General features: G+C 69.0%; 18 protein-coding genes. 8 read left to right on the top strand and 10 right to left on the bottom strand.

Annotated features, from left to right (window positions below; all coding sequences use genetic code 11):
* Nucleotides 1–2: 2 nt before the first annotated feature.
* From ACE5CZ_RS06565 to mtrA, 4 genes are all read right to left on the bottom strand, one after another.
* Nucleotides 3–815, bottom strand: a complete 813-nt coding sequence (locus tag ACE5CZ_RS06565; RefSeq protein ID WP_374946531.1) for a ComF family protein — start codon at nucleotides 813–815, stop codon at nucleotides 3–5.
* Nucleotides 816–904: 89 nt separating this feature from the next.
* Nucleotides 905–2593 (bottom strand): LpqB family beta-propeller domain-containing protein, encoded by a 1689-nt coding sequence (locus tag ACE5CZ_RS06570; RefSeq protein WP_374946532.1) that lies wholly within the window; start codon nucleotides 2591–2593, stop codon nucleotides 905–907.
* Complete coding sequence (gene mtrB, locus ACE5CZ_RS06575; protein WP_374946533.1) at nucleotides 2590–4281, bottom strand: MtrAB system histidine kinase MtrB; 1692 nt, start codon at nucleotides 4279–4281, stop codon at nucleotides 2590–2592. The genes ACE5CZ_RS06570 and mtrB overlap by 4 nt, the downstream gene beginning before the upstream one ends.
* A 6-nt stretch (nucleotides 4282–4287) precedes the next feature.
* Nucleotides 4288–4968 (bottom strand): MtrAB system response regulator MtrA, encoded by a 681-nt coding sequence (mtrA, locus tag ACE5CZ_RS06580; RefSeq protein ID WP_374946534.1) that lies wholly within the window; start codon nucleotides 4966–4968, stop codon nucleotides 4288–4290.
* 124 nt (nucleotides 4969–5092) lie between these two features.
* On the opposite strand from mtrA, the gene ACE5CZ_RS06585 reads away from it, so the two are divergent.
* The 6 genes from ACE5CZ_RS06585 to ACE5CZ_RS06610 all read left to right on the top strand — a co-directional run bounded on the left by ACE5CZ_RS06585 (nucleotide 5093) and on the right by ACE5CZ_RS06610 (nucleotide 11678).
* The gene (locus ACE5CZ_RS06585; protein ID WP_374946535.1) at nucleotides 5093–6232 is read left to right on the top strand and encodes a hypothetical protein; all 1140 of its coding nucleotides are present in this window, start codon (nucleotides 5093–5095) and stop codon (nucleotides 6230–6232) included.
* Between the two features lie 13 nt (nucleotides 6233–6245).
* On the top strand, nucleotides 6246–6932 hold the full coding sequence (locus ACE5CZ_RS06590) for a DUF4129 domain-containing protein (RefSeq protein WP_374946536.1): 687 nt from the start codon (nucleotides 6246–6248) through the stop codon (nucleotides 6930–6932).
* On the top strand, nucleotides 6929–8215 hold the full coding sequence (locus ACE5CZ_RS06595; RefSeq protein WP_374946537.1) for a DUF4350 domain-containing protein: 1287 nt from the start codon (nucleotides 6929–6931) through the stop codon (nucleotides 8213–8215). The genes ACE5CZ_RS06590 and ACE5CZ_RS06595 overlap by 4 nt, the downstream gene beginning before the upstream one ends.
* A gap of 55 nt (nucleotides 8216–8270) precedes the next feature.
* Nucleotides 8271–9245 (top strand): AAA family ATPase, encoded by a 975-nt coding sequence (locus ACE5CZ_RS06600; protein WP_374946538.1) that lies wholly within the window; start codon nucleotides 8271–8273, stop codon nucleotides 9243–9245.
* Nucleotides 9246–9270: 25 nt separating this feature from the next.
* On the top strand, nucleotides 9271–10602 hold the full coding sequence (locus ACE5CZ_RS06605) for a DUF58 domain-containing protein (protein WP_374946539.1): 1332 nt from the start codon (nucleotides 9271–9273) through the stop codon (nucleotides 10600–10602).
* A gap of 464 nt (nucleotides 10603–11066) precedes the next feature.
* The gene (locus ACE5CZ_RS06610; protein WP_374946540.1) at nucleotides 11067–11678 is read left to right on the top strand and encodes a hypothetical protein; all 612 of its coding nucleotides are present in this window, start codon (nucleotides 11067–11069) and stop codon (nucleotides 11676–11678) included.
* A gap of 140 nt (nucleotides 11679–11818) precedes the next feature.
* On the opposite strand, the gene ACE5CZ_RS06615 is transcribed toward ACE5CZ_RS06610, so the two are convergent.
* A complete protein-coding gene (locus ACE5CZ_RS06615) occupies nucleotides 11819–12814 on the bottom strand; it encodes a stage II sporulation protein M (protein WP_374946541.1) in 996 nt (331 codons plus the stop codon).
* 17 nt (nucleotides 12815–12831) lie between these two features.
* Here ACE5CZ_RS06615 and ACE5CZ_RS06620 point away from each other — a divergent pair, with 17 nt between their 5' ends.
* Nucleotides 12832–13704 carry an RDD family protein gene (locus tag ACE5CZ_RS06620; RefSeq protein ID WP_374946542.1) on the top strand — a complete coding sequence of 291 codons (873 nt, stop codon included), beginning with the start codon at nucleotides 12832–12834 and terminating at the stop codon, nucleotides 13702–13704.
* Between the two features lie 54 nt (nucleotides 13705–13758).
* Here the strand turns inward: ACE5CZ_RS06620 and ahcY are convergent, their stop codons facing one another.
* Together ahcY and ACE5CZ_RS06630 are read right to left on the bottom strand one after the other, a co-directional pair.
* Nucleotides 13759–15243, bottom strand: a complete 1485-nt coding sequence (gene ahcY / locus ACE5CZ_RS06625; RefSeq protein WP_374946543.1) for an adenosylhomocysteinase — start codon at nucleotides 15241–15243, stop codon at nucleotides 13759–13761.
* Nucleotides 15244–15278: 35 nt separating this feature from the next.
* On the bottom strand, nucleotides 15279–15485 hold the full coding sequence (locus ACE5CZ_RS06630) for a DUF3499 family protein (RefSeq protein ID WP_374946544.1): 207 nt from the start codon (nucleotides 15483–15485) through the stop codon (nucleotides 15279–15281).
* Between the two features lie 108 nt (nucleotides 15486–15593).
* Here ACE5CZ_RS06630 and ACE5CZ_RS06635 point away from each other — a divergent pair, with 108 nt between their 5' ends.
* On the top strand, nucleotides 15594–16043 hold the full coding sequence (locus ACE5CZ_RS06635; RefSeq protein WP_374946545.1) for a metallopeptidase family protein: 450 nt from the start codon (nucleotides 15594–15596) through the stop codon (nucleotides 16041–16043).
* A gap of 34 nt (nucleotides 16044–16077) precedes the next feature.
* On the opposite strand, the gene ACE5CZ_RS06640 is transcribed toward ACE5CZ_RS06635, so the two are convergent.
* From ACE5CZ_RS06640 to ACE5CZ_RS06650, 3 genes are all read right to left on the bottom strand, one after another.
* A complete protein-coding gene (locus ACE5CZ_RS06640; RefSeq protein WP_374946546.1) occupies nucleotides 16078–17511 on the bottom strand; it encodes a DUF5719 family protein in 1434 nt (477 codons plus the stop codon).
* Nucleotides 17501–21133 carry a glycosyltransferase gene (locus ACE5CZ_RS06645; protein ID WP_374946547.1) on the bottom strand — a complete coding sequence of 1211 codons (3633 nt, stop codon included), beginning with the start codon at nucleotides 21131–21133 and terminating at the stop codon, nucleotides 17501–17503. The genes ACE5CZ_RS06640 and ACE5CZ_RS06645 overlap by 11 nt, the downstream gene beginning before the upstream one ends.
* A gap of 82 nt (nucleotides 21134–21215) precedes the next feature.
* Nucleotides 21216–21536, bottom strand: a complete 321-nt coding sequence (locus tag ACE5CZ_RS06650) for a WhiB family transcriptional regulator (protein WP_374946548.1) — start codon at nucleotides 21534–21536, stop codon at nucleotides 21216–21218.
* Nucleotides 21537–21671 lie beyond the last annotated feature (135 nt).

A 21671-nucleotide genomic window follows, 5' to 3' on the forward strand; every position in this document is an offset into this window, starting at 1 on the left:
TCCTAGTCCAAGACGCGGCGCCCGAGTCGAGGGCGATTGGATTCCGCGCCTTTTCCCCCACCGTAGACCTGCCGGCTGACTAAGTCACCGTGCAATTCACTGTTTGTTCTCTTGACTTTTGCCGTATGCGCGAGAGCCGCCGCGCCCCAGACCACGGCTCCCCCGGCCTCGGCCGCGCGGCGGCACTCGAGCAGGGTCGCCCCCGTCGTCACCACATCGTCGATGAGCAGCAGATGACGCCCGGCGAGCCGCGTAGAGCTGGCCTCGACAGACCCGGACAGGTTCGCCCAGCGCTCGTCTGCCGTGAGGGATGCCTGGTCGCGGGGTGCGCGGCGATAGCGCAGGCCGGTGGCCCGTCGGGGTTGCGGCCCCGCCCAGCGGAGGAGCGATTCGACCGGGTTGTAGCCGCGAACCCGGAAGGCGTGACGAGACGAGGGAACGACGAGAGTCTCCAGCCTCGCCCCCGTCGGTATGGCCGGTTCGAGCGCTGTGACCGCCTGCGCAAGCGCAGCTCCGAGAAGCCGACCCAGCGGTTTCGCGCCGTCGATTCGACCGCTTTCTTTCACGGCATGCAGCACCTCTTTCGGCACACCCGCGTAGCCGACGGCGAACCACAGGGGCAGCGCACGCTCATCGCGACCGACAGAGGTCGGCGCGCCGAGCATGTGACGGCCTACCCGCTGCGGCACAGCGAGCGCCGCGCGGCACGCAGCGCAGACGCCTCGATCAGGCGCGCCGCATCCCGCGCACTCGACGGGCAGGAGCACGGCGAGACCGTCGAGCAGGGCCGTCGAGATCGGGCCGGAGGCATCCATCGCTCGATGATGGCAGTCTGCTGGCGCCCGATCGGCGGTGGTCGTGACACCGTGGACAACCCGCTCTGCAGAGCGGCTGTGGAGAGCGCTCAGTACTGCGTGGCCAGCAGCGTGATGTCTGCCGCTCTGACCTGCCAGGTGTTGGCGCTCTGCTGCAGGATCGTGCCGTCGGAGGCGAGCACCCGCAGGCCGACGACATCGTTCGATCCCACCAGCGCTACGACCTCGGTCGCGTCGGCCAGCTCGGTGGTCGTGCCGCCGATCTGCTGCTGCACGATGGCGTTGTCGCCCGAAGACGTGAGTGTGGCCGACGCGACCGACAGGGAGTCGACCCACGTCGCATCCACGGCCGTGCCCGCACCCTCGGCCACATCGACGGGCTCACCGAGGCCCGTGGGCGTGCCGTCTTTGTCGCGGATCACCGAGGCGACCACGAGGCGGGGCTCGCCATCCATCGTGAGAAAGGCGAGCACACGCGCGCCGTCGCGCGACACGTCGAGCGACACGATCTCGCTCGCGCCATCCCAGGTGGCGGTGAAACTCGAGGCGGTGCGGCCGGCGGCCGCGACTCGAATGTCGAGGGGCGAACCCCGGGGAACGGTCCAGACGAAGCCCACGGGGTCGATGCTCGGCTCGATGAGGGCGGCCCTCTCGTCGATCAGCCCGGGTGTGGATGCGGGCGCGACCGCGTAGACACCGGCAGCCGTGCCGACCGCCGCGAGTTGCAGGCCGGGTACCGAATCCGAGAACGCGATCGACGTTGCCGACAGCGACGCCACGTCTTCGCTGATGCCCTCGATGGGGGTGAGCGAACTGCCGGTGAAGAACCCGAACTGGCCCGAGCGCAGCACGAGCGCCCTGCTGTCGACCCGGGGCGACGTGACGAGCGTGGGATCACCCGAGGTGGCGAGCGGAACCTCGGTGGAGTCGACGGTGACCCGCACGTTCGACACCCCGCTGAGCGCGAGCAGGCTTGCGCGCAACTGCACCTGCATACGACCGAGCGTCGCCTCGGTCGAATCGAGAACCGGGCCCGACAGGTCGACGGATGCGACACCGGCGTCGACCGGAACGCTCGTGACACCCGTTCCCTCGGGAAACGCGGTGACGACGGCGCCGGCCAGCCAGGCGGACGGGCCGGTGATCAGGGCCCGCGCGATGCGAGTTCCGGTATTGGATGCGACGCGCGGGAACCAGCGCACATCGGGCACCAGGCGTCGGTAGCTCGGGTCGAAGAAGTAGAGGGGATACGAGTTGTAGACCTCGGCGAACTCGGTCGAGAGCATCACGATTCCGTCGGGTGCCGCACTGATGCGCCACTGCCCGTTCTCTTTGACGAACGTGTAGCTGCGGGCCACCGGAGCCGCGGCGGGAATGGTGCTGTACTCGCCGTTGGAGTCGACCATGGCGACCGGGCTGAGCTTCAGATCGATCGAGGTCTCGGAGATCACCTGCGTGTTGCGGCCGCTCTGGTCGATCGTGACACCGGCGTCCGGCTTCCAGTCGTCGGAGAAGCTGCTGCTGAGAAACGACCTCGCCACCTCGAAGTTGTTGAGCGGATTCAACGCGGCGCGGATGAATCCCCTGAGGATGTCCTCCTGGCTCTCATCCGCTCCGGGGCCCGAGGGTTGGAAGATGATGTCGATCTCTTCGGTGGTCGAGATCGCGTCGCCCTTCTCGACGGGCCCGGAGTTGGGAATGCCGACGCACCCGGCCAGAAGCAGCACCGACAGCGACGCCACCGCGCCGATGACGGCCCGAAATCGCACACGCATCATGACTTGTCTCCGTGAAAGGCCTGTTCGTCGAACGCGTTCTGCGTCTGCGCCTCGCCGTCGGCATCGAGCGGCGGCAGGGGAAGGGGTGAGACGCCGATCGGCTTTCCCTTGACGCGCGGCAGCGTCAGGCGAAAGCACGAGCCGGCGCCGGGCTCGCTCCACAGCTCGAGTTCCCCACCGTGCAGGGCGGCGTCCTCCAGCGAGATCGCGAGGCCGAGACCCGTGCCCCCTATGGTTCGTTTGCGCGACGGATCGGCGCGCCAGAAGCGGTCGAACACCCGGGCGGCCGCCTCGGTGGTCATGCCGATTCCGTAGTCGCGAACCGCGAGCGCGACGGCCGTCGCCGTGCTGTCGATCGACACGACGATGGGGCGCCCCTCGCCGTGCTCGATCGCGTTGCCGAGCAGGTTGCGCACGATCCGTCGGATGCGCCGCGCGTCGATGTCGGCCTCGAAATATCCGCCCAGTGCGACGAGTCGCATCTCGCTGCCCGCCTGGTGCGCCAGCTGGCTCATCTCGTCGATGGAGTCTTCGACCAGATGCACGAGGCTGGCCGGCTCGGTCTCGAGTTCGGCCGATCCCGCGTCGAAGCGACTGATCTCGAGCAGATCGCCCAGCAGCAGCTCGAAGCGTTCGGTCTGCGTGTGCAGCAGTTCGGCGGTGCGCGAGGTGGCGGGTGGAAAGGAGTGCCGCTGGTCGAACAGCACGTCGCCGGCGAGTCGGATGGTGGTGAGCGGCGTGCGCAACTCGTGCGAGACATCCGATACGAATCTCTGTTGCACGCGCGACAGATCGGCCAGCTGGGTGATCTGCGACTGGATGCTGTCGGCCATGCCGTTGAAGGACCTCGCGAGGGTGGTGATCACGTCTTCGCCCTTCTCGGGAATGCGCACCTCGAGCTCGCCGGCCGCGAGCTTTTCGCTGGTCTCGGCCGCCACCCGGATGGGCTCGACCACGAGGCGCACGACGACCCAGGCGACGACCCCGATCAGAAGGCTGAGACCCAGCGCGGCCAACCAGAGGATCTGCTGCACGAACACGAGGGTTCGATCGGCTTCTGTCAGGTCGTAGCCGAGGTAGAGCTCGAACTCTCCCGAGCCGGGCACGGTCAGGGGCGAGCCCACGACGATGCCCGGAACGGCGTCGGACTGGCCGTCGACCAGCTCGACGGACTGCCAGAACTGCGACTGGTCGTCGTCGCCCGACGACACCTGCTCGCGCAGTTCGGGCGTGATGACGTCGACGAGTTGCGGGGCGGAGAACGAGATGGCCGTGTTCGGGCCGTTCTCTGTTCCCGGCGTCACATACAGCGCGACGAGCCGGGAGGAGGTGGAGGTGTTGATGACGGTCTTCACCGAGGTCTGCAGCGACAGGCTCGCGGCCTGCCCCGTGACATCGGAGGAGTCGAAGATCTTCTGCGCCGCCGTCGCCGCGCGCTTCGACTCGTTCAGAACCTGGTCGAGCCTCGAATTGAAGAGGTCGTTGCTGATGCTCGTCGACACGAACGCCCCGGTCGCCGCTAGCGCGATGGCCGACAGCGCCACAGTGACCACGATCGTGCGGAACTGCAGCGACCGCCGCCAGCCGCGAACGACCTGCCGCGGCCAGGTGCGCCAATCGCGCACTATCGTCGGCCCGATGCGGCTGGTGCGCCGCCCGGTGATGGCGGCGATGCTGTCTGTCGACACGTCGGGCTACGTGACCTGACCCGCCCGGTAGCCGACGCCACGAACGGTCATGACGATGCGCGGGTTGTCGGGGTCTTCTTCGACCTTGGCGCGCAGGCGTTGCACGTGCACGTTGACCAGTCGGGTGTCGGCCTTGTAGTGGTATCCCCACACCTGCTCGAGCAGCATCTCGCGGGTGAAGACCTGCTGCGGTTTGGCGGCGAGGGCGTGCAGAAGATCGAATTCGAGCGGGGTGAGCCCGATGCGCGCCTCGCCCCGACGCACCTCATGACCGGCGACATCCAATTCGAGGTCGCCGACCTGCAGCAGCTCGGGCGACCCCGAGGCGCTCGGCCGCAGGCGGGTGCGGATGCGTGCCACGAGTTCTTTGGGATTGAACGGCTTGACGACGTAGTCGTCGGCGCCGGCCTCGAGTCCCTTGACCACGTCGGTGGTATCGGCCTTCGCCGTGAGCATGATCACCGGCGTTCCCGACTCGGCCCGAATGAGCCTGCAGACCTCGATGCCGTCGAGCCCGGGAAGCATCAGGTCGAGGAGCACCAGGTCGGGCTTCGACTCGCGAAAGATGCCCAGTGCCTCTGCCCCGTCTGCGCAGAAAGCCGGCTCGAATCCTTCGGCGCGCAGAACGATGCCGATCATCTCTGCCAGGGCGGTGTCATCGTCGACGACCAGTATGCGAGCATCCATGCGCTACAGATTAGCCGAGCGGGCCAGTTTCGCCTCACAGCATCCTGCGGGCCGAGCGGCGGTGTGAAAGCATGGGTGCACGCGACATGCCGGAAAACACCGATACGACGATGAAGGAACACCGGTGAACGACAGCCAGAACCATCCGTACGGCGGCATCCCGCAGGCCTCATTCGGCGCCCCGCCATCCGGGTACCAGCCTGCGCCGCCGCCGGCCCCCGCCGCGTGGGCGCCCCCGCCGCGACCCGGCCTGCTGCCCTTGCGCCCGCTCGGCTTCGGCACCCTGCTCGGCGCCCCGTTCCAGGTTCTTCGGCGCAATCCGGGTGCCACGTTCGGCAGCGCGCTGATCACGCAGCTCACCACGTCGATCGTCTCGGTCTTCGTCATCGGCGGGGTCGGCATTCTGGCATTCGGCCGAATCGACAGCGCTCTGCCCGAAGACCGCGACGCCGTCACCGCGGGGGCCTGGGCCACCGTGATCCTCGCGAGCCTGATTCCGATCGCGCTCTCGATTCTCGGCTCGGCTCTGCTGCAGGGCGTGCTCGTCGTCGAGGTCGCGCGCGGCACGCTGGGCGAGAAGAACCGCATGGGCGTGCTCTGGAAGGCCGCGGGGCGGCGGCTGTGGCCCCTGATCGCCTGGTTCGCCATTTTGCTCGGCCTGATCGTCGGTGCCCTCGCGGTGATCGTCGGCGTCGCCGTGCTGATCGGCCTGATCGGCGGGGCGGCCATCGCAGTCGCCATCGTCGTCGGTGTACTCGGAGCCCTCACGCTCGCTGCGGCCTCCATCTGGCTGGGAACGAAGACGGCGCTCGTGCCTTCGATCATCGTGCTCGAGCGACGCGGCGTGATCTCATCGATCCGCCGCTCGTGGTATCTCACGAACGGCTCCTTCTGGAAGACGTTCGGAGTGCTGGCCCTCGTCAGCGCGATCCTCTCCACCGCGACGCAGATCATCACCACTCCCGTGTCGTTCATCGGCGGGCTCGCCACGAGTTTCCTGTTCCCCACGGGCGCCTCCGACGACTCCGCATCGTTCATCGCCGTCACTGTCGCGACCTACGGGCTCACCCTGATCATCAGCCTCGTCTTGGGCTCGATCGCCGCCGTCGTGCAGTCGTCGGCCGTCGCGATCGTCTACATCGACCTGAGGATGCGCCGCGAGGGCCTCGACCTCGACCTGATGCGCTTCGTCGAGGCCCGGCAGGCCGGTGCTGCGCACGAGGTGGCGGATCCGTACCTCGTCTCATCCCAGAGAAACGGCTGACCCCGTCGTACCCATGCTTGCGCTTGCCACCTCGTCCGTGCTGCTCCGTGCCGACATCCCCGTCGATCCGGATGCGCCCGACGCCCGAAAGCTGCTGCTCGACGAGCTGGGTAAGCCCGAGTACGCGGCGGCCAGGCCGACGCTGATCGACCGCATCGCCCAGGCCCTCCAGGATTGGCTCGGTTCGTTTCGCGCCCCGGAAGACGGGTCGGTGCCCGATCTCTTTCCCCTCGTCGTGACCGTCCTTATCGTCGGGCTCATCGTGGCGGCGTTCTTCGTGTTCGGGCGCCCGCGGCTGCGGCGAAAGAGCTCGTCTGCGGGCGCCCTGTTCGCGGGCGGCGACGACGCGCGCACGTCGGCCGAGCTCCGCGCCTCGGCGCACGGGGCCGCGGCTGCCGGCGACTATGTTCTGGCGCTCGAAGAGATGTTCCGGGCGATCGCACGCCAGCTCGCGGAACGCACCGTGGTCTCGGTCACCCCGGGCACCACGGCGCAGGAGTTCGCCGTGCGCGCGGGCCGCGCGTTCCCCGATCAGGCCGACCGACTGATACGGGGAGCGCGGGCCTTCGACGGCGTGCGCTACCTCGACGAGCCCGGCAGCCGCGACGCCTTCGACGAGGTGTCCACCCTCGATCGCGACATCACCGCCTCCCGGCCGGCTCGACTCGACCGGGTTGCCGGCGCGGGGGCAGCGCTATGAGCGCCCCCGCCGCCCAGCGCGTCGGGCCCGCTCCCGCCGGGCACCCTCCGGTCGGGCACTCTCCGGCCGGGCCCTCACGAGCCGAGGCGACGACGTCCACGCTCCGCGCCGCGGCGAAACGCTGGCGGTTCTGGCTCATTCTCGCCGCCATCGCGATCGTCGGCCTGCTCGTCGTGGCCGTCGCATCCGGAACCGTCGGCGGCAGTGGCGCGCCGTACTCGATCACGAACGCGGCGCCCGACGGCAGCAAGGCACTGGCCGAGGTGCTGCGACAGCAGGGCGTCGACGTGGTGCAGGCCGACACGCTCGATGAGGCGCGCGACGTGGTCAGCGCCTCTCCCGATGTCACGCTCGCGTTCGCCGATCCCGACGCCTTTCTGAGCGACGCGCGACTGGCCGATGCGGCCGAGATCGCCGACAGGGTGGTGCTGTTTCTGCCCGGGTCGAATGAGCTCCGCGCCTTCGCTCCCGGCATCGCGCCGGCCGGACCGCCCGAGAGGACCGACGGGGTCGAGGCCGGATGCTCACTGCCCGCCGCCGTGCGCGCCGGCGCGATCATCGGAGACGGGCGCACCTACCGCGCCTCCTCCTCCGCAGTCTCCTCCGACGACACCAGGGCCGGCACCACCACCGACCTCTGCTTCCGCAGCTCCGACGATGCCTACTCCGTCGTGCGCACAGAGACGGCCGAGCGCACGGTCACGATTCTCGGAACCGCGGATGTGCTGAGCAACGAGGGCATCGCCGGCGCCGGCAACGCGGCCCTCGCGCTCGGCATTCTGGGCGAGAACGACACGCTCGTCTGGTACGTGCCTACGGCCGACGACATCGAGGCCGACGGCCCCGCCGACATCGCATCGCTCACGCCCGACTGGGTGACGCCGGTCTTGCTGCTCGCCGTCTTCACGTTCATCGCCGCCGCGATCTGGCGGGGCCGCAGACTCGGCGCCCTCGTGGTCGAGAACCTTCCGGTCACGGTGCGCTCCCGCGAAACGATGGAGGGACGCGCGCGCCTCTACGCCCGGGCGGGCGCCCACACCCACGCACTCGACTCCCTGCGCATCGGCACGATCACCCGCCTGTCGTCGGTGCTGGGCCTGCCCCGCAACGCCTCCGTCGACGAGGTCGTCGCCTCGGCGGCCGCCGTCGTGCCCGACTGGCCGGCCGCAGACATCCGGTCGATTCTCGTGGCGGCGACGCCCTCGGGCGAGGCCGAGCTGATCGTCCTCTCCGACCGCCTCCAGCTGCTCGAGAGCGCCGTGACCCGGGCGGTCCGCCCGTGACGCGGCGCCTCATCACGCGATTCCCCCTGCCCGCGTTTTCACCGAAAGGCCGACCATGACAGACCAGCCAGAACAGACCCCCGATCAGCTCCGCGAGGCGCTGGGCCGGGTGCGTGCCGAGGTGGGCAAGGCCGTCGTCGGCCAGGACGGCGCCGTGACGGGCCTGATCGTCGCCCTGCTCGCGAAGGGCCACGTGCTGCTCGAGGGAGTCCCCGGAGTGGCCAAGACCCTCCTGGTGCGCTCGCTGAGCCACGCGCTCTCGCTCGACACCACCCGAGTGCAGTTCACTCCCGACCTCATGCCCGGCGACGTGACCGGGTCGCTCGTCTACGACGCGAAGTCGGGCGACTTCGAGTTTCGTGAGGGCCCGGTGTTCACGAACATCCTGCTCGCCGACGAGATCAACCGCACCCCTCCCAAGACCCAGTCGGCGCTGCTCGAGGCGATGGAGGAGCGGCAGGTGAGCGTCGACGGCCTCAGCCGCCCCCTGCCCGACCCGTTCATGGTGGCCGCAACGATGAACCCCATCGAGTACGAGGGCACCTACACGCTGCCCGAGGCCCAGCTCGACCGGTTCATGCTCAAGCTCGTTCTCGATCTTCCCCCGCGTGACACCGAGATCGCCGTGCTCGAACGTCACGCCGCCGGTTTCAACCCGCGCGACCTGGCCGGCGCCGGCCTGACCGCCGTGCTCGGGGCATCCGAACTGCGCCAGGCCCAGGCGTCTGCGGCCTCCGTCGGAGCAAGCCCCGACGTGCTCGCCTACACGGTCGACCTGGCCCGCGCCACGCGGCAGAGCCCGTCGGTGAAGCTCGGCGTCAGCCCGCGCGGAAGCACAGCCCTGCTCGCCTCGGCCAAGGCCTGGGCCTGGCTGAACGGCTCCCCCGCGATCACCCCCGACCACGTGCAGGCCATGGTGCTCCCGGTGCTCCGCCACCGCATCCAGCTGCGCCCCGAGGCCGAACTCGAGGGCGTTTCGGTCGACTCGATCCTGCGCTCGATCCTCAGCCAGGTTCAGGTTCCCATCTGATGACGCCTCGAAAGCGCCGACGCTGATGGCCGTCTCGGGTCGCTACGTTCTGCTCGTCGCCCTGGGCGTCGTTCCCGTGGTCTTGCTCGGCGAGGCCTATCACCAGGCCGAGCTCACCCTCGTGCTCTGGCTGCTGCTGACCATCGTCACAGGTCTCGTCGACCTCCTGCTCGCGGCGTCTCCTCGCCGGCTGGTCGTCGAAAGGGCGCTTCCGAATCGAGTGCGGCTCGGCGAGACGGTCTCGAGCGAGGTCTATGTCACCAACGAGAATCGCAGAACGCTTCGCGGCCTCGTGCGCGACGCCTGGCAGCCGTCGGCCGGCGCCGCCGTGACGCGCCAGACGATCTCGGTGCCCGCATCCGAACGCCGGATGCTGCGCATGGCGCTGACACCGTTCCGTCGTGGAGACAGGCGCACGGCCGGGCTCACCGTGAGGAGCTTCGGGCCCCTCGGGCTCTGGGCCAGGCAGGCCACGCTCGCGAGCCCCGCGCGTGTTCGCGTTCTGCCCCCGTTCACCTCCCGCAAGCACCTGCCGTCGCGCCTCGCCCGCCTGCGTGAACTCGACGGGGCGACGAGCGTGCAGATCAGGGGCCAGGGAACAGAGTTCGACAGCCTGCGCGAGTATGTGCGCGGCGACGATGTGCGCTCGATCGACTGGCGCGCCACGGCGCGGCAGGGGGATGCTCGGGCCGGGCACGAGCAGAGACTCATGGTTCGCACGTGGCGGCCCGAACGGGATCGACGCATCGTCATCGTGATCGACACCGGTCGAACGCAGGCGGCGCGCATCGACGACGAACCGCGCATCGACACGTCGATCGAGGCGTCTCTGCTGCTCGCCGCCCTCGCGACGCGGGCTGGCGACCGGGTCGACCTGATCGCGTGGGACCGCCGCATCCGGGGCCGTGTCACTGGAGCGAGCGGCGGTGAACTGCTGTCGCGGATGGTCGACACGATGGCGACGGTCGAGCCCGAGCTGCTCGAGACCGACTGGGCTTCGGTGGCGGCGCAGGTTCGCGCCGTCACGAACCAGCGGGCACTCGTCGTGCTGCTCACGACGATCGACACCCCCGCGTCGTCGAGCGGACTGCTGAGCGTGCTGCCGCAGCTGGCCCAGCGGCACACGGTCCTGGTGGCGGCGGTATCCGATCCAGAGGTTCTGCGAGCGGTGTCTGTGCGTGGCGATCGCGACGAGACCTATCGAGCCGCGTCGGCGGAGCGCTCGTTGCTCGACATGGCCCGGGTCACGTCGGCGATCACGAGACTGGGCGGCGACGTGGTCACGGGCTCCCCCGCCGCGCTGCCGCCCCTCGTCGCCGACCGCTACCTCGCCCTCAAGGCCGCCGGCCGCCTCTGACCCGGCGCGGCTCGCATCCATCCGTCGCGACACGCTCTCATTTCCGGCGATGGGCGCATCTGGTGACGGATGGATTCACCGACGAGGGCGCCTGTGGATGAAATCCGCGGGCCTGGCGCCTAGTGCGGCATTGTGTGGGGGTGAAACCCCCTGAGCCGCTGCCTTCTCATCTTGCCGGGCGAGCCTTCGGTGTGCGCGAAGCGGACTCCGCCGGAATAGGACGGGGGCGCCTGCGCGGGCGCGATCTCAGCACCATGCACCGAGGGGTTCGTGTGCCGGCGGGGGCAAAGCACACCGAGCAGCTCGCGCGATCGGCCTTTCTGGCACGATCGCGCGCGGGGCAGGTGTTCTCGCATCTGACCGCTGCGCGAGTGTGGGGCATTCCCCTGCCGACGACGTTCAGCCCTCGTGAGGGTGTGCATGTGTCGGTCAGAGCACCGACAGCGAGGCCGCGTGGACCCGGCGTGACCGGGCACCAACTCACCGATCCCTGCGCCACGGGGGTCAGACGCTTCGGTGTTCCGGTCACCGATGCCGCCACGACGTGGTGCCACCTGGCGGCCTTCCTGTCGCACGATGACCTCGTTGCTGCGGCCGACCATCTGGTGCTGACCCCGGCTCGGCAGCGAGCAGACGATCGGCGCCCCTACGTCACCGTCGAGCAGCTGCGCGCACGCGTCGACAGCTATCACGGCCCGGGGGCACGGGCCGCACGAAGGGCTCTCGGAGATGTGCGGGACGGCGCCGAATCGAGACGAGAGACCCTGCTTCGCCTGCTCCTCCAGCGCGCCGGGCTGCCTGAGCCGCAACTCAATCTCACCCTCTACGACGACACAGGACGGTGGATAGGACGCTTCGATCAGGTGCATCCGCGGTGGATGGTGATCGTCGAGTACGACGGCGAGCAGCACCGACTCGACGATCGGCAGTACGACCGCGACGAGATCAAGATCGAAGACGCGGTCCAAGCGGGCTGGAGTGTGGTGCGCATCAGAAAAGGCGCACTGTTCGCGGGCGGTGCGACCGCGATCGCGCGAGTAGAACGCGCCCTCCGCGCCCGCGGATGGCGACCGTGAGGGGCGCTGCGCGCATCCGTTGGTCGCGAGATGCTCTCATTGTCGGCTGTGCGCGCGTTTCGTGACGAATAGATGCGCCGGGTCGGCTCCCGCGAGGCCGGCCCGGCGCGGCCGGCCCGGCCCGGACCGAGTCGCGCGGGTCAGCCCGCTGTGAGCTGCGTGGCGCCGGCCTCGAACTCGTCGAGGTCGCCCGTCTGGCCCGCGCGCACGGCGGCTCTGCCGAGGATCAGCATGTAGGCGAGGAAGGCCGCGAGCGCGAGGGCGCCAATTCCGATCTTCACGGTCCACGGCCAGGGCTGGGGCGTGACGAAGCCTTCGATGATTCCTGAAACGAAGAGCACGATCGCCAGGCCGAGGGCGACAGTGAAGAGCGCGCGCCCGTCTTCTGCGAGGGCCTGCCCGCGTGTGCGCGCGCCGGGCGCGATCCACGCCCAGAAGATGCGGAGGCCTGCGGCCCCGGCCACGAAGATCGCGGTGAGCTCGAGAAGCCCGTGCGGCAGAATGTAGAGAAAGAACGTGTCGCCCTGACCGTAGTGGAACAGCACGGCGGCGCTGAGGCCCAGGTTCTGGGCGTTCGCCATGATGAGCATCGGCACATAAAATCCGGTGATGCCGAAGGCGATGCACTGAGCGGCGAGCCAGGCGTTGTTCGTCCACACCTGACCGGCGAACGAGGCGGCAGGGTTCTCGGAGTAGTAGTTGACGAAGTCCTCGTCGGCGAGCTTCTTGAGTTCGGCGTCGGAGCCGAGGTTGGCGAGCACCTGGGGATCATTCGACACCCACAGCGCATAGAGAGCGGCGACCCCGACGGTGACGACCGCCAGCACGAGCGTGAGCCAGCGGATGCGATAGAGGGCTGCAGGCAGCTGCAGCACGAAGAACGTGGGAATTTGCCGCAGAACATTGGTGCCCGCCCCGGTGAAGCGAAGGCGGGCCCGGGAGAGGAACAGCGACAGCTGCGCACCCTGGGCGGTGGAGCCTGCGGAGGTCTTGATGGCCGAGAGGTCTGAGGCTCCCGCCTGGTAGCGCTCGATCAGTTCGTCTGCTTCGGTGCCCGACAACTGACGGCGTCGGCCGAGCGCGTCGAGACGGTTCCACTCGTCACGGTGGGCTGCAGTGTAGGCGTCGAGATCCATCTGCTTGAATTGTATGCATGACGAACGCTCGTGTCGCCTCAGCCTCAGCGTTCGCCGATCCTCTCGCCGACGCGTACGCCGACGACGAGCTGCTGATCGGCGAGGCCGTGGCCCTCGACGTGCGTCCTGCAGGGTTCGTTCTTCGCGCCGGCGGAGCCGCGATCGACTTCGTCATCTCGGTGGCCCTGTTGATCGTGCTCGTTCTCGGAGTGGGTGCGCTCGCCCAGAGCGGAGTTCTCGACGAGGCCCTCACGGCCACGCTGAGCGTGTCGGCCCTCGTGCTCTGCTTCGTCGTCGTGCCGACCACGCTCGAGGTGGTGTTGAGGGGACGCTCTGTAGGCAAGCTGGCCGTCGGCGCCCGCGTCGTGCGAGACGACGGCGGCGCCATCTCGATCAGGCACTCAGTGATACGGGGTCTCGTCGGCGTGCTCGAGATCTACCTGACCCTGGGAGCGATCGCCGTGGTCACCGCACTGCTGAACGGCAGGTCCAAGCGTCTCGGCGATCTCCTCGCGGGCACCTACAGCCAGCACGAACGAGTGCCCGTGCCCGTCAGCCACGCCCGCGGTGTACCCGTGATGCTGCAGGCCTGGGCCGAGGTCGTCGACGTCGCGCGCATGCCCGACAGGCTCGGCAATCGCGTTGCCCAGTTTCTGGTTCAGGCGCCGCGCATGGCGCCGGCGACGAGGGAGCGCCTCGCCGGAGAACTGGCGGCGGAGGTCACGCCGTTCGTCTCGCCCATTCCCGAGGTGCACCCGGCGCTCTTCCTCTCGGGTGTCGCCGCAGTACGCCGCGACCGTGAATACGCCGCCCTCTCGCTGCAGAAGACCGCGCTGAACCGCCTCGATCCGCTTCTGCACAGTCTTCCGCACGGCTTTCCGCGCCGCTGACTCCTGCGGCCGCCGACCCGTGCGGCGAGCGGCCTGGCGACCGCGCCGCTGAACTCAGTAGCGGTAGTGGTTGACTTTGTACGGCCCCTCTACCGGAACGCCGATGTAGGCGGCCTGCCGGGGGGTGAGCTCGGTCAGCTCGACGCCCAGTGCGTCGAGGTGCAGCCGCGCGACCTTCTCGTCGAGGTGCTTGGGCAGCACGTAGACGCCGATCGGGTAGCGCTCGCCGAACGCGTAGAGCTCGATCTGGGCGAGCACCTGGTTGGTGAACGAGTTGCTCATGACGAAACTGGGGTGGCCGGTGGCGTTGCCCAGATTCATCAGGCGCCCCTCCGACAGCACGAGAACGCTGCGACCCGTGGGCAGGCGCCACTCGTGCACCTGCGGCTTGATCTCGACCTTGACGGCCCCTTCGAGCCTCTCGAGCCCGGCCATGTCGATCTCGTTGTCGAAGTGGCCGACGTTGGCGATGATCGCCAGGTGCTTGAGCGCTTGGATGTGCTCGACCGTGACGACGTTCTCGTTGCCGGTGCCCGTGACGATGATGTCGACATCGCCGATCACGCTCTCGAGCCGCGCGATCTGGTAGCCGTCCATCGCGGCCTGCAGCGCGCAGATCGGGTCGACCTCACTCACGATCACCCGGGCGCCCTGCCCGCGGAGCGCCTCGGCCGCGCCCTTGCCCACGTCGCCGTAGCCGACCACGAACACGACCTTGCCGCCGATGAGAACGTCTGTCGCGCGGTTCAGGCCATCCGGAAGCGAGTGGCGGATGCCGTACTTGTTGTCGAACTTGCTCTTGGTGACCGAGTCGTTGACGTTGATGGCCGCGAAGAGCAGTTCGCCCGAAGACATCAGCTCGTAGAGACGGTGCACACCCGTGGTCGTCTCTTCAGACACGCCCTGGATGTCGGCGGCGATGCGGGTCCAGCGGTCGGTCGACGACGCGAGCGACCGGCGCAGCAGGTCGAGAACGACTCCGTATTCGTCGCTGTCGGAGGGCTGGCTCGCGGGAACGGCGCCGTCGAGCTCGAACCGTCGACCCGTGTGAACGAGCATGGTGGCGTCTCCGCCGTCGTCGAGGATCATGTTGGGCCCGGTGTAGTCGGCGCCGTCGGCTGCGGCCTCGGAAGACCAGTCGAAGGCCTGCTCGGTGCACCACCAGTACTCCTCGAGCGTCTCGCCCTTCCAGGCGAAGACCGGAACGCCGGCCGGGGCATCGGGGGTACCGGTTGCGCCGACCACGATAGCGGCGGCCGCCTCGTCTTGGGTCGAGAAGATGTTGCAGCTGACCCAGCGCACGCGGGCGCCGAGGGCGGTGAGGGTCTCGATGAGAACGGCGGTCTGCACGGTCATGTGCAGAGAACCCATGATGCGGGCGCCCGCCAACGGCTGGGAGTCGGCGAACTCGGCGCGAAGCGACATGAGCCCGGGCATCTCGTTCTCGGCGAGACGGATCTGGTGGCGGCCGGCCTTGGCCAGGGTCAGGTCGGCGACCTTGAAGGGCAGGGTGGTCACCGGGGAAGCAACAGAAGTCATGACTCCAGTGTAAAGAGGTGCTGCCCTGCGGGCGCCTACTGGGTGAACTGCACGTGACGCATGACCTGCCAGCCCTGCGGCGCCTTGAGTCGCTCGGAATGACGGATGCACAGGTCGTAGCTGTGCGGCTCGTGGCTGAGACTCAGCGGCCCGAGCACGGCGAGCGAATCGGCGTACACGTACGTGAGGGTGGAGATGGCCTCATCGGGGCACGCCACACGGGAACACGGTCGAAGAGTCATCACTCTTCACGGTACGCCCGCCCCGTGCACCGGGCCGTCAGGCTCCGTCGTGTGTCGCGCGTTCCGTCTCGTGCGATCGCGCGCGACCGCAGAGAATAGACTCTGGCCATGGCTCGCTCACGTCGCATCGCACCAGCCTCGTCTCGACGATCCGGTCGAAACCGCCACGGCAGAGGGCTCCGCTCGGCGGTCACCGGGCCGCATCTGCCCATGCTGAACACGCGCATCGATTTCTTCGACAGCACCGTCGCATCCACGGCCGAGTACCTGCGCAGCATCTGGCCGAACGAGCTCGCCGACGCCGTGTTCGAGATCGGGGCGCTGCCCTATGGCGCGAACGGCAAGCCGGGAACCGCGGACTCGGGTGTCGAGCGGTGGCGGGTGCTGGGTGACCGCATCATTCTCTACCGCGTTCCGATCGAACGGCTCGCCCACCTGCATCGCGACGACGAGGCCCATCGGCGCATGCTGATCGAGAGTTGCGTCTTTCGCGCGGTGGCCGAGTACCTCGGCAAAGATCCGTGGGATCTCGCGCCCGAAGGCTTCCGCCACTTCTAGGCGCTGTTCGCCTCGACGAGTGCCGGCGCCCGAACTACGGGTAGACGACGATCGGCGCCGCGAGTTCACTCGGAGCCGCGACCGTGTAGGCCGAGAGCTGGCCATCGCTGCTGTAGCCGACGCTGATGCTCACCGCGTCGGTCATCGTCGCCGTGTACACCGTATTGGGCTGGGCATCGAGGCCCTTCGTGCCGCCCGCGGGCACCACGATCGTGACCTCGGCGCCCGACGCCGTGCGCAACTCGACGGTCGCCTCGTCGTCGCCCGAATTCGCCAGGTGGATGCGCGGGGCCGGGCCGGGCGCGATCGGTACGAGAACCTCGGCGTCGAGCGGCGCGGCCGCCTGGTTCCAGGCGAAGTCGACGGCCCCGGCCGACAGGGCAGACGTGCGTGCGGATGCGACGATCGGCTCGGTCGAATCGAGGGTCACGGAATACGTGCCGTCGGGAAGATCTTTCAGCGGGAGTTCGCTGACGACGCCTCCCGTGGCATTGAGGGTGTACGAGCCGTCAGCGGAACCGGAGCTCTCGCTCGCGACCGAGACGGTGATGGCGGCGTCGGCCGAGCCGGGAACGTAGACGCGCAGGGCGGCCTGCAGATCGGCGTAGCCATCGGCGGAGAGCCGCTCGGCGATCGCCGATGTGCCCGTGATCTTCACACCCGCGAAGACTTGGGAGGTCGACGGCGCCGCGGTGGGTCCGGCCAGCTCCACTCCCCCGGGTTCGAGGCCCCGAATCACGGTCTGCTGCAGGCTGGCTGCCACGTAGCCGCCGGTGCTGACCACGTGAACGACGGGATACTTGGCATTCGGGGCGAATCCCGCGAGCGAGAAGACGCGCTGCGATCGGGCCGGCACCGCGATACCGGTCGAACCGGGAGCATCGAGCCGGCCGTTCTCAGCGAAGAACGTGAGGTCGACGTCGGCCGTGACATCAGACGGGTTGCTGAGCAGCACGAAGCTCGTGCGCCCGACGGTGGTCGCTCCCCCGACGAGCCAGGTGTCGGCCCGCGCCTCGGCGCAGTTCGTCGATGCCAGCCCCGCGACGTCGTCTTGCGAGACCGCGACCGACTGGGCGGCGGCCACGAGAACGCCCGGGTCGGCATCCGGTGCTGTCACGACAATCGGACCGGTCTCGTCGCCGGCCGTCGTGTTGTCGGGTGCTGTGAGGGCCGACTGCTCGATGTCGACGTCTTCTTCGCTGAGGCCGGTGCTGCGCTGCGGCGAACCGATGCCCGACGCCGCTGTCGCGTCACCGCCGGCTGCATTCGACAGCTGCAGCAGTGACCCCGCGCAGACGAGCGACTGCGGCAGCGGCGTGGGTGCGACCTCGACCGAGGGCACCCCGGCCGAGTGCGACGGAAGGGGAATCAGAACGGCTCCGGCCACGAGGGCGACTCCCGCGCCGAGGGTCAGGGCGGCTCCCAGCGCGCGGGCGCTGGTGGCGATGACGGTGCGTCTAGCGGCCATCGTGCTCACCCTGTTCGCTGCTCGAATCGATCGGTTTCACGCGCATCACGGTCTCCGCGTCGGGGTCGTAGCCGTCGTCGATGTCGTCGGGCAGGGCCGGTGGATGCGAGAACGCCGGTTCGGGGTCGGCCTCGGGTCCGGGCTGTGGCCGGGCCTCCGCCGGCGGCGCGAAGATCGACTCTACTTCGGGTGCGGGGCCGGCTTGCGACTCGGACTCGGCCTGTGCCCGTGCTTCTGTCTCTGCTTCGGCGACGGGCTCGATCTCCGACGGTGCCCTGAGGTCGAAGTCCTCGCCCGGATGGATCACTCCGACTGGCACGACAGGCAGGGCTGGAACCGACGGCGCGGGCTCGGCAAGGTTCTCGGCAGGGGGCTCGTCAAAGGGCTCGGCAGCGGGCTCCACAGCGCGCTCGCTATCGGGCTCCAGCTCGGCCTCGGGTTCATTCTCGAGGTCGGCGCCGGCCTCGGGCTCGTTCCGCGTCGCATCTGGCGCCGAGGGGACGGCCGGCGAGCTCTCGGCGGCAACGACAGCGGCAGCTCCGGCGGCAGCAGCAGCTCCGGCGGCGGCGGCCTCGGCCGCGGCTGATTCGGCAGGGGCGGCCCCGGCGGCGAAACGCGGCTTGCGCGTGAACAGGCGACGGCGGCGCGCGGTCGCGCCGGGCTCGGCGGCACCGGCGGTCTCGCCGGAGCGCCCATCCGGTGTCTCGGCCGTATCGTCATCATCGTCATCGTCGTCATCGTCGTCATCGTCATCGTCGGAGCCGCCGGAATCGGGCTCGCCGGGGATGACCGGTGCGGCAGGCTCGAGAGCGCTGACGGCGCGGCTGCCGTGCGGCTGCAGGCGGCCGGCAGGCAATGCGAGCAGGAGCATCAGCAGGAACACGATGCCCTGAACGACGAGAACGAGAACTCCGGTGGCCGACCCGAGGTTCGTCGGAGTCGCCTCGGGAAGGGTCGACAGGCTCTCGGTGCCCGTGATCTGCCAGAGGGTTCCGGCGAAGGTCTTGCCTACGGTCGTGAGCGAGGCGTTGGCGTCGAACGCAGCCGTCGCACGGGTGGTCGTGGTGACCAATGCGGGTTCGGCGTCTGCGGAGTCGGGGTTGGCGAGAAGCACGAACTCGACGCCCAGTTCGGCTAGGCGCGGGCTGCTGTCGGTTCCGCTCAGTGAGGCGAGGTTGCCGATGAGCTCGGCCAGCTCGGAGTCGCGCGCCGCATCGCGGTTGGTCGAGGCGAGGGTCGACTGGTCGTCGAGCGTCACGCCTGTTCCGGTGACGATGGCCGATTCGAGGCCTCCGTCGGGCTGGGGCGTCAGAACGAGAGTGCCGACCCGGGGCGTTGATGCCGCCTCGGCCGTGACGAAGGCGGGGAGCAGACGGCCATCGGTGGTCTGGAGGGCCGAATAGCCCAGGAGGGTCGATGCGACGAGCGGCACCGCCACCACGACGATCGTGGTCGCGGCCAGGATTCCGGGGGCGACGGAGAAGCGCTTGAGGGCGTGCAGACCGATGACGGCCGCGCACACCAGCCCGAGCCAGTAGAGGCTGAGGCCCGGTCCGGCCCACAGAACGACCGGGTCGGCACCGACCGCGTCGAGCGAGATGCGCGTCGACGCGATCGCGGTAGCGAGGCCGAGCAGCGCGCCGACGACGGCGATGATCGCACGGGTCACGCTTCGACCCGGAAGCACGAGCGCGAGAATGGCGACGAGAACGAGGGGCACGACGGCGATCGCCAGCACGACCTGCAGAACCGACGACGGAGCGCCGACCAGAGCTGCCAGGCCGGTCCATCCGCTCTGTGCCGCGTTCGGGATGCCGCTGAGAAGCGCCAGGATCGAGCCCGGTTCGCGCACCACGGGAACGCCCGGATCCACGAGCAGGCCGAGGGGGTTGCCCGCGCGGAACTGATCCCAGGCCAGAGGGAGGAACAGCGCCACAGCGGGAATGAGGATGCCGAGATAGCGCGCGAGGTTGCGGCCCGCCGTGGCGACGGAGATGAGCCAGATGATGATGAGGGCGGGCCAGAGCGACGGGGATGCGGCCAGGGTGACAGCGAACAGGATCGCCGCCATGGCCGACGCCGACCACGACTTGCGCGCGGCGAGCCCCGCGAGCACGAGCCACGGAAGAAGCAGGTGCGCCAGCACCGCGCCGATGGCACCCCCGTCGAGCGACGCCAGAAACGTGGGAGCGAGAGCCCAGAGCACGGCGGCTACGGCGCGCAGCCAGGACTTGTCTGTGAGGCGGGCCGCGAGGAACCAGGCGGCCAGCGCCGCGAGCGGGAGGGCGGCGAGGTAGAGGCCCACGATCGCCAGCGATGGCGACCAGAACGTGATCGACCCGAGCACGGCCAACACCGTGGTGAACGGGTCGGCGGCGCCGACGAAGCCCAGGCCGATGTCGCGCCAGCCGTAACCGACGTGGCTCCAGAGCTCGCCCAGGGTGGCGCTCACCGGCAGCAGAGATCCGCCTGTCAGGGCGATCCCTCCGATCAGCGGCACGAACATGACCAGGCTCAGAACAGCGAAGACCAGAACGGTGGTCAGGCCGCCCGTGGCAACGAACTGGATGCGGTCCTTCGCTCCGCGCAGGTGCGTGAGCGCGATCTCCCGTTGCAGGGAACGGCGGCGGCGCACCTCGTCGCCCGGGACGCGCAGGGGCGTGATCGTGTTCCACCCGACGCGCTTGGCATGGCGCAGGTTTCGACGAGCCTCGGAGACGCGCGACCCGAACGCCGTGCGGAACGCGGCCGACAGCTCGCCGCCGATCGCGCCGGGCTGTTTGCGCACCAGTTGCCCGAGGCTGCGCGCCACGGCGAGGGGAACGAGGGAGAGCCAGTGGAAGACGACCGCGAAGGCGGGCGCGTAGACGAGGCGGCGATGCAGCTGAGCGGCCCGTCGGTCGGCCTGTCGCGCGCGCCGCGCCCGCCCGTGCTCACTGGGGCCCGGGCGGGCGAGTCCGACGCCCGCCGAGGCGATGCGCGCCGCGGGCACGCCCATGACACGGTGGCCGGCAAGACGAACCCGCACGCTGAAATCGAGTCCGTTGTCGGCGGTCGGAAGCGCGTCATCGAACCCCGAGAGGTCGTTCCACACGGTGTGGCGCACGAGCATGCCGGCCGCACCGACGCCGAGCACGTCGCTCATGCGGTCGTGCTGCGCCTGGTCGAGCTCGGTCTCGGCCATCGAGTAGGTGGCCCCGAATCGCGTGAGGGTCTCGCCGAACTCGCTGATGTAGTCGGAGTGCTCCCAGTCCATCTGCTTGGGGCCCGCCGCCGCCACCGAAGGGTTCACCTCGACCGCCGCGAGCAGTGCCGCGAGCGCGTCGGGTTCGGGGGCGGTGTCGTGGGCGAGCAACCAGAGCCACTCGTTCTCGTCGGCGGGGGGAGCGACGACGCCGAGGGCGTGCGAGACGGCCGCGCCGAAACTCAAGCGGCCGGATGCCTGGATGAAGTGGGTCGGATGCGCGGCCGCCAGAAGTGCGGGCGTGGTGTCCGACGATCCCACGTCGATCACGATGAGGCTGTCGGGTCGCCTCGTCTGCGCCGAGAGGGCGTCGAGGGTGCGCGGAAGATAGTCCGCTCCGTTGGAGGCGACTAGAACTGCTGTGACTCGGGCGCGCATATCCCTTGAACCCTAAGGGCGGCGTGCATTGCAGACCGTTCAGGCCCCGGCGTGCCGGGATACCTATGAAAAAACTCTGACCCTAGGCCTGCTTGCGCAGCTTGCGCCGCTCGCGCTCGGAGAGCCCACCCCAGATTCCGAAGCGCTCGTCGTTCTTCAGCGCATACTCGAGGCACTGCGACTTGACCTCGCACGAGGTGCAGATGCGCTTCGCGTCACGAGTCGACCCTCCCTTTTCAGGAAAGAAGGCCTCGGGGTCGGTCTGCGCACAGAGCGAGTCGGTCTGCCACGCCAGTGGATTCTCGTCTTCGACGGGTGCCTGTTGACGAACACCCGGAACTCCGAGACTGACAGGATCGACGAACCAGTCTTCTGGGACGCCTGAGCGGTATTCCATAGCCATACCACGCTCTACCTTCTGATCTGCATTCGACCTGCCGAACCCCTCCCGCTAATTACACCCGTGTAGTTCGCTCGAGTCAAGTCGCAGATCGTAAACCCTCAAGTGCTTCTGGAGGGTTTGCCGAAACGCCGTGTC

This window comes from Agreia sp. (assembly GCF_964263775.1).
GTDB lineage: Bacteria > Actinomycetota > Actinomycetes > Actinomycetales > Microbacteriaceae > Agreia.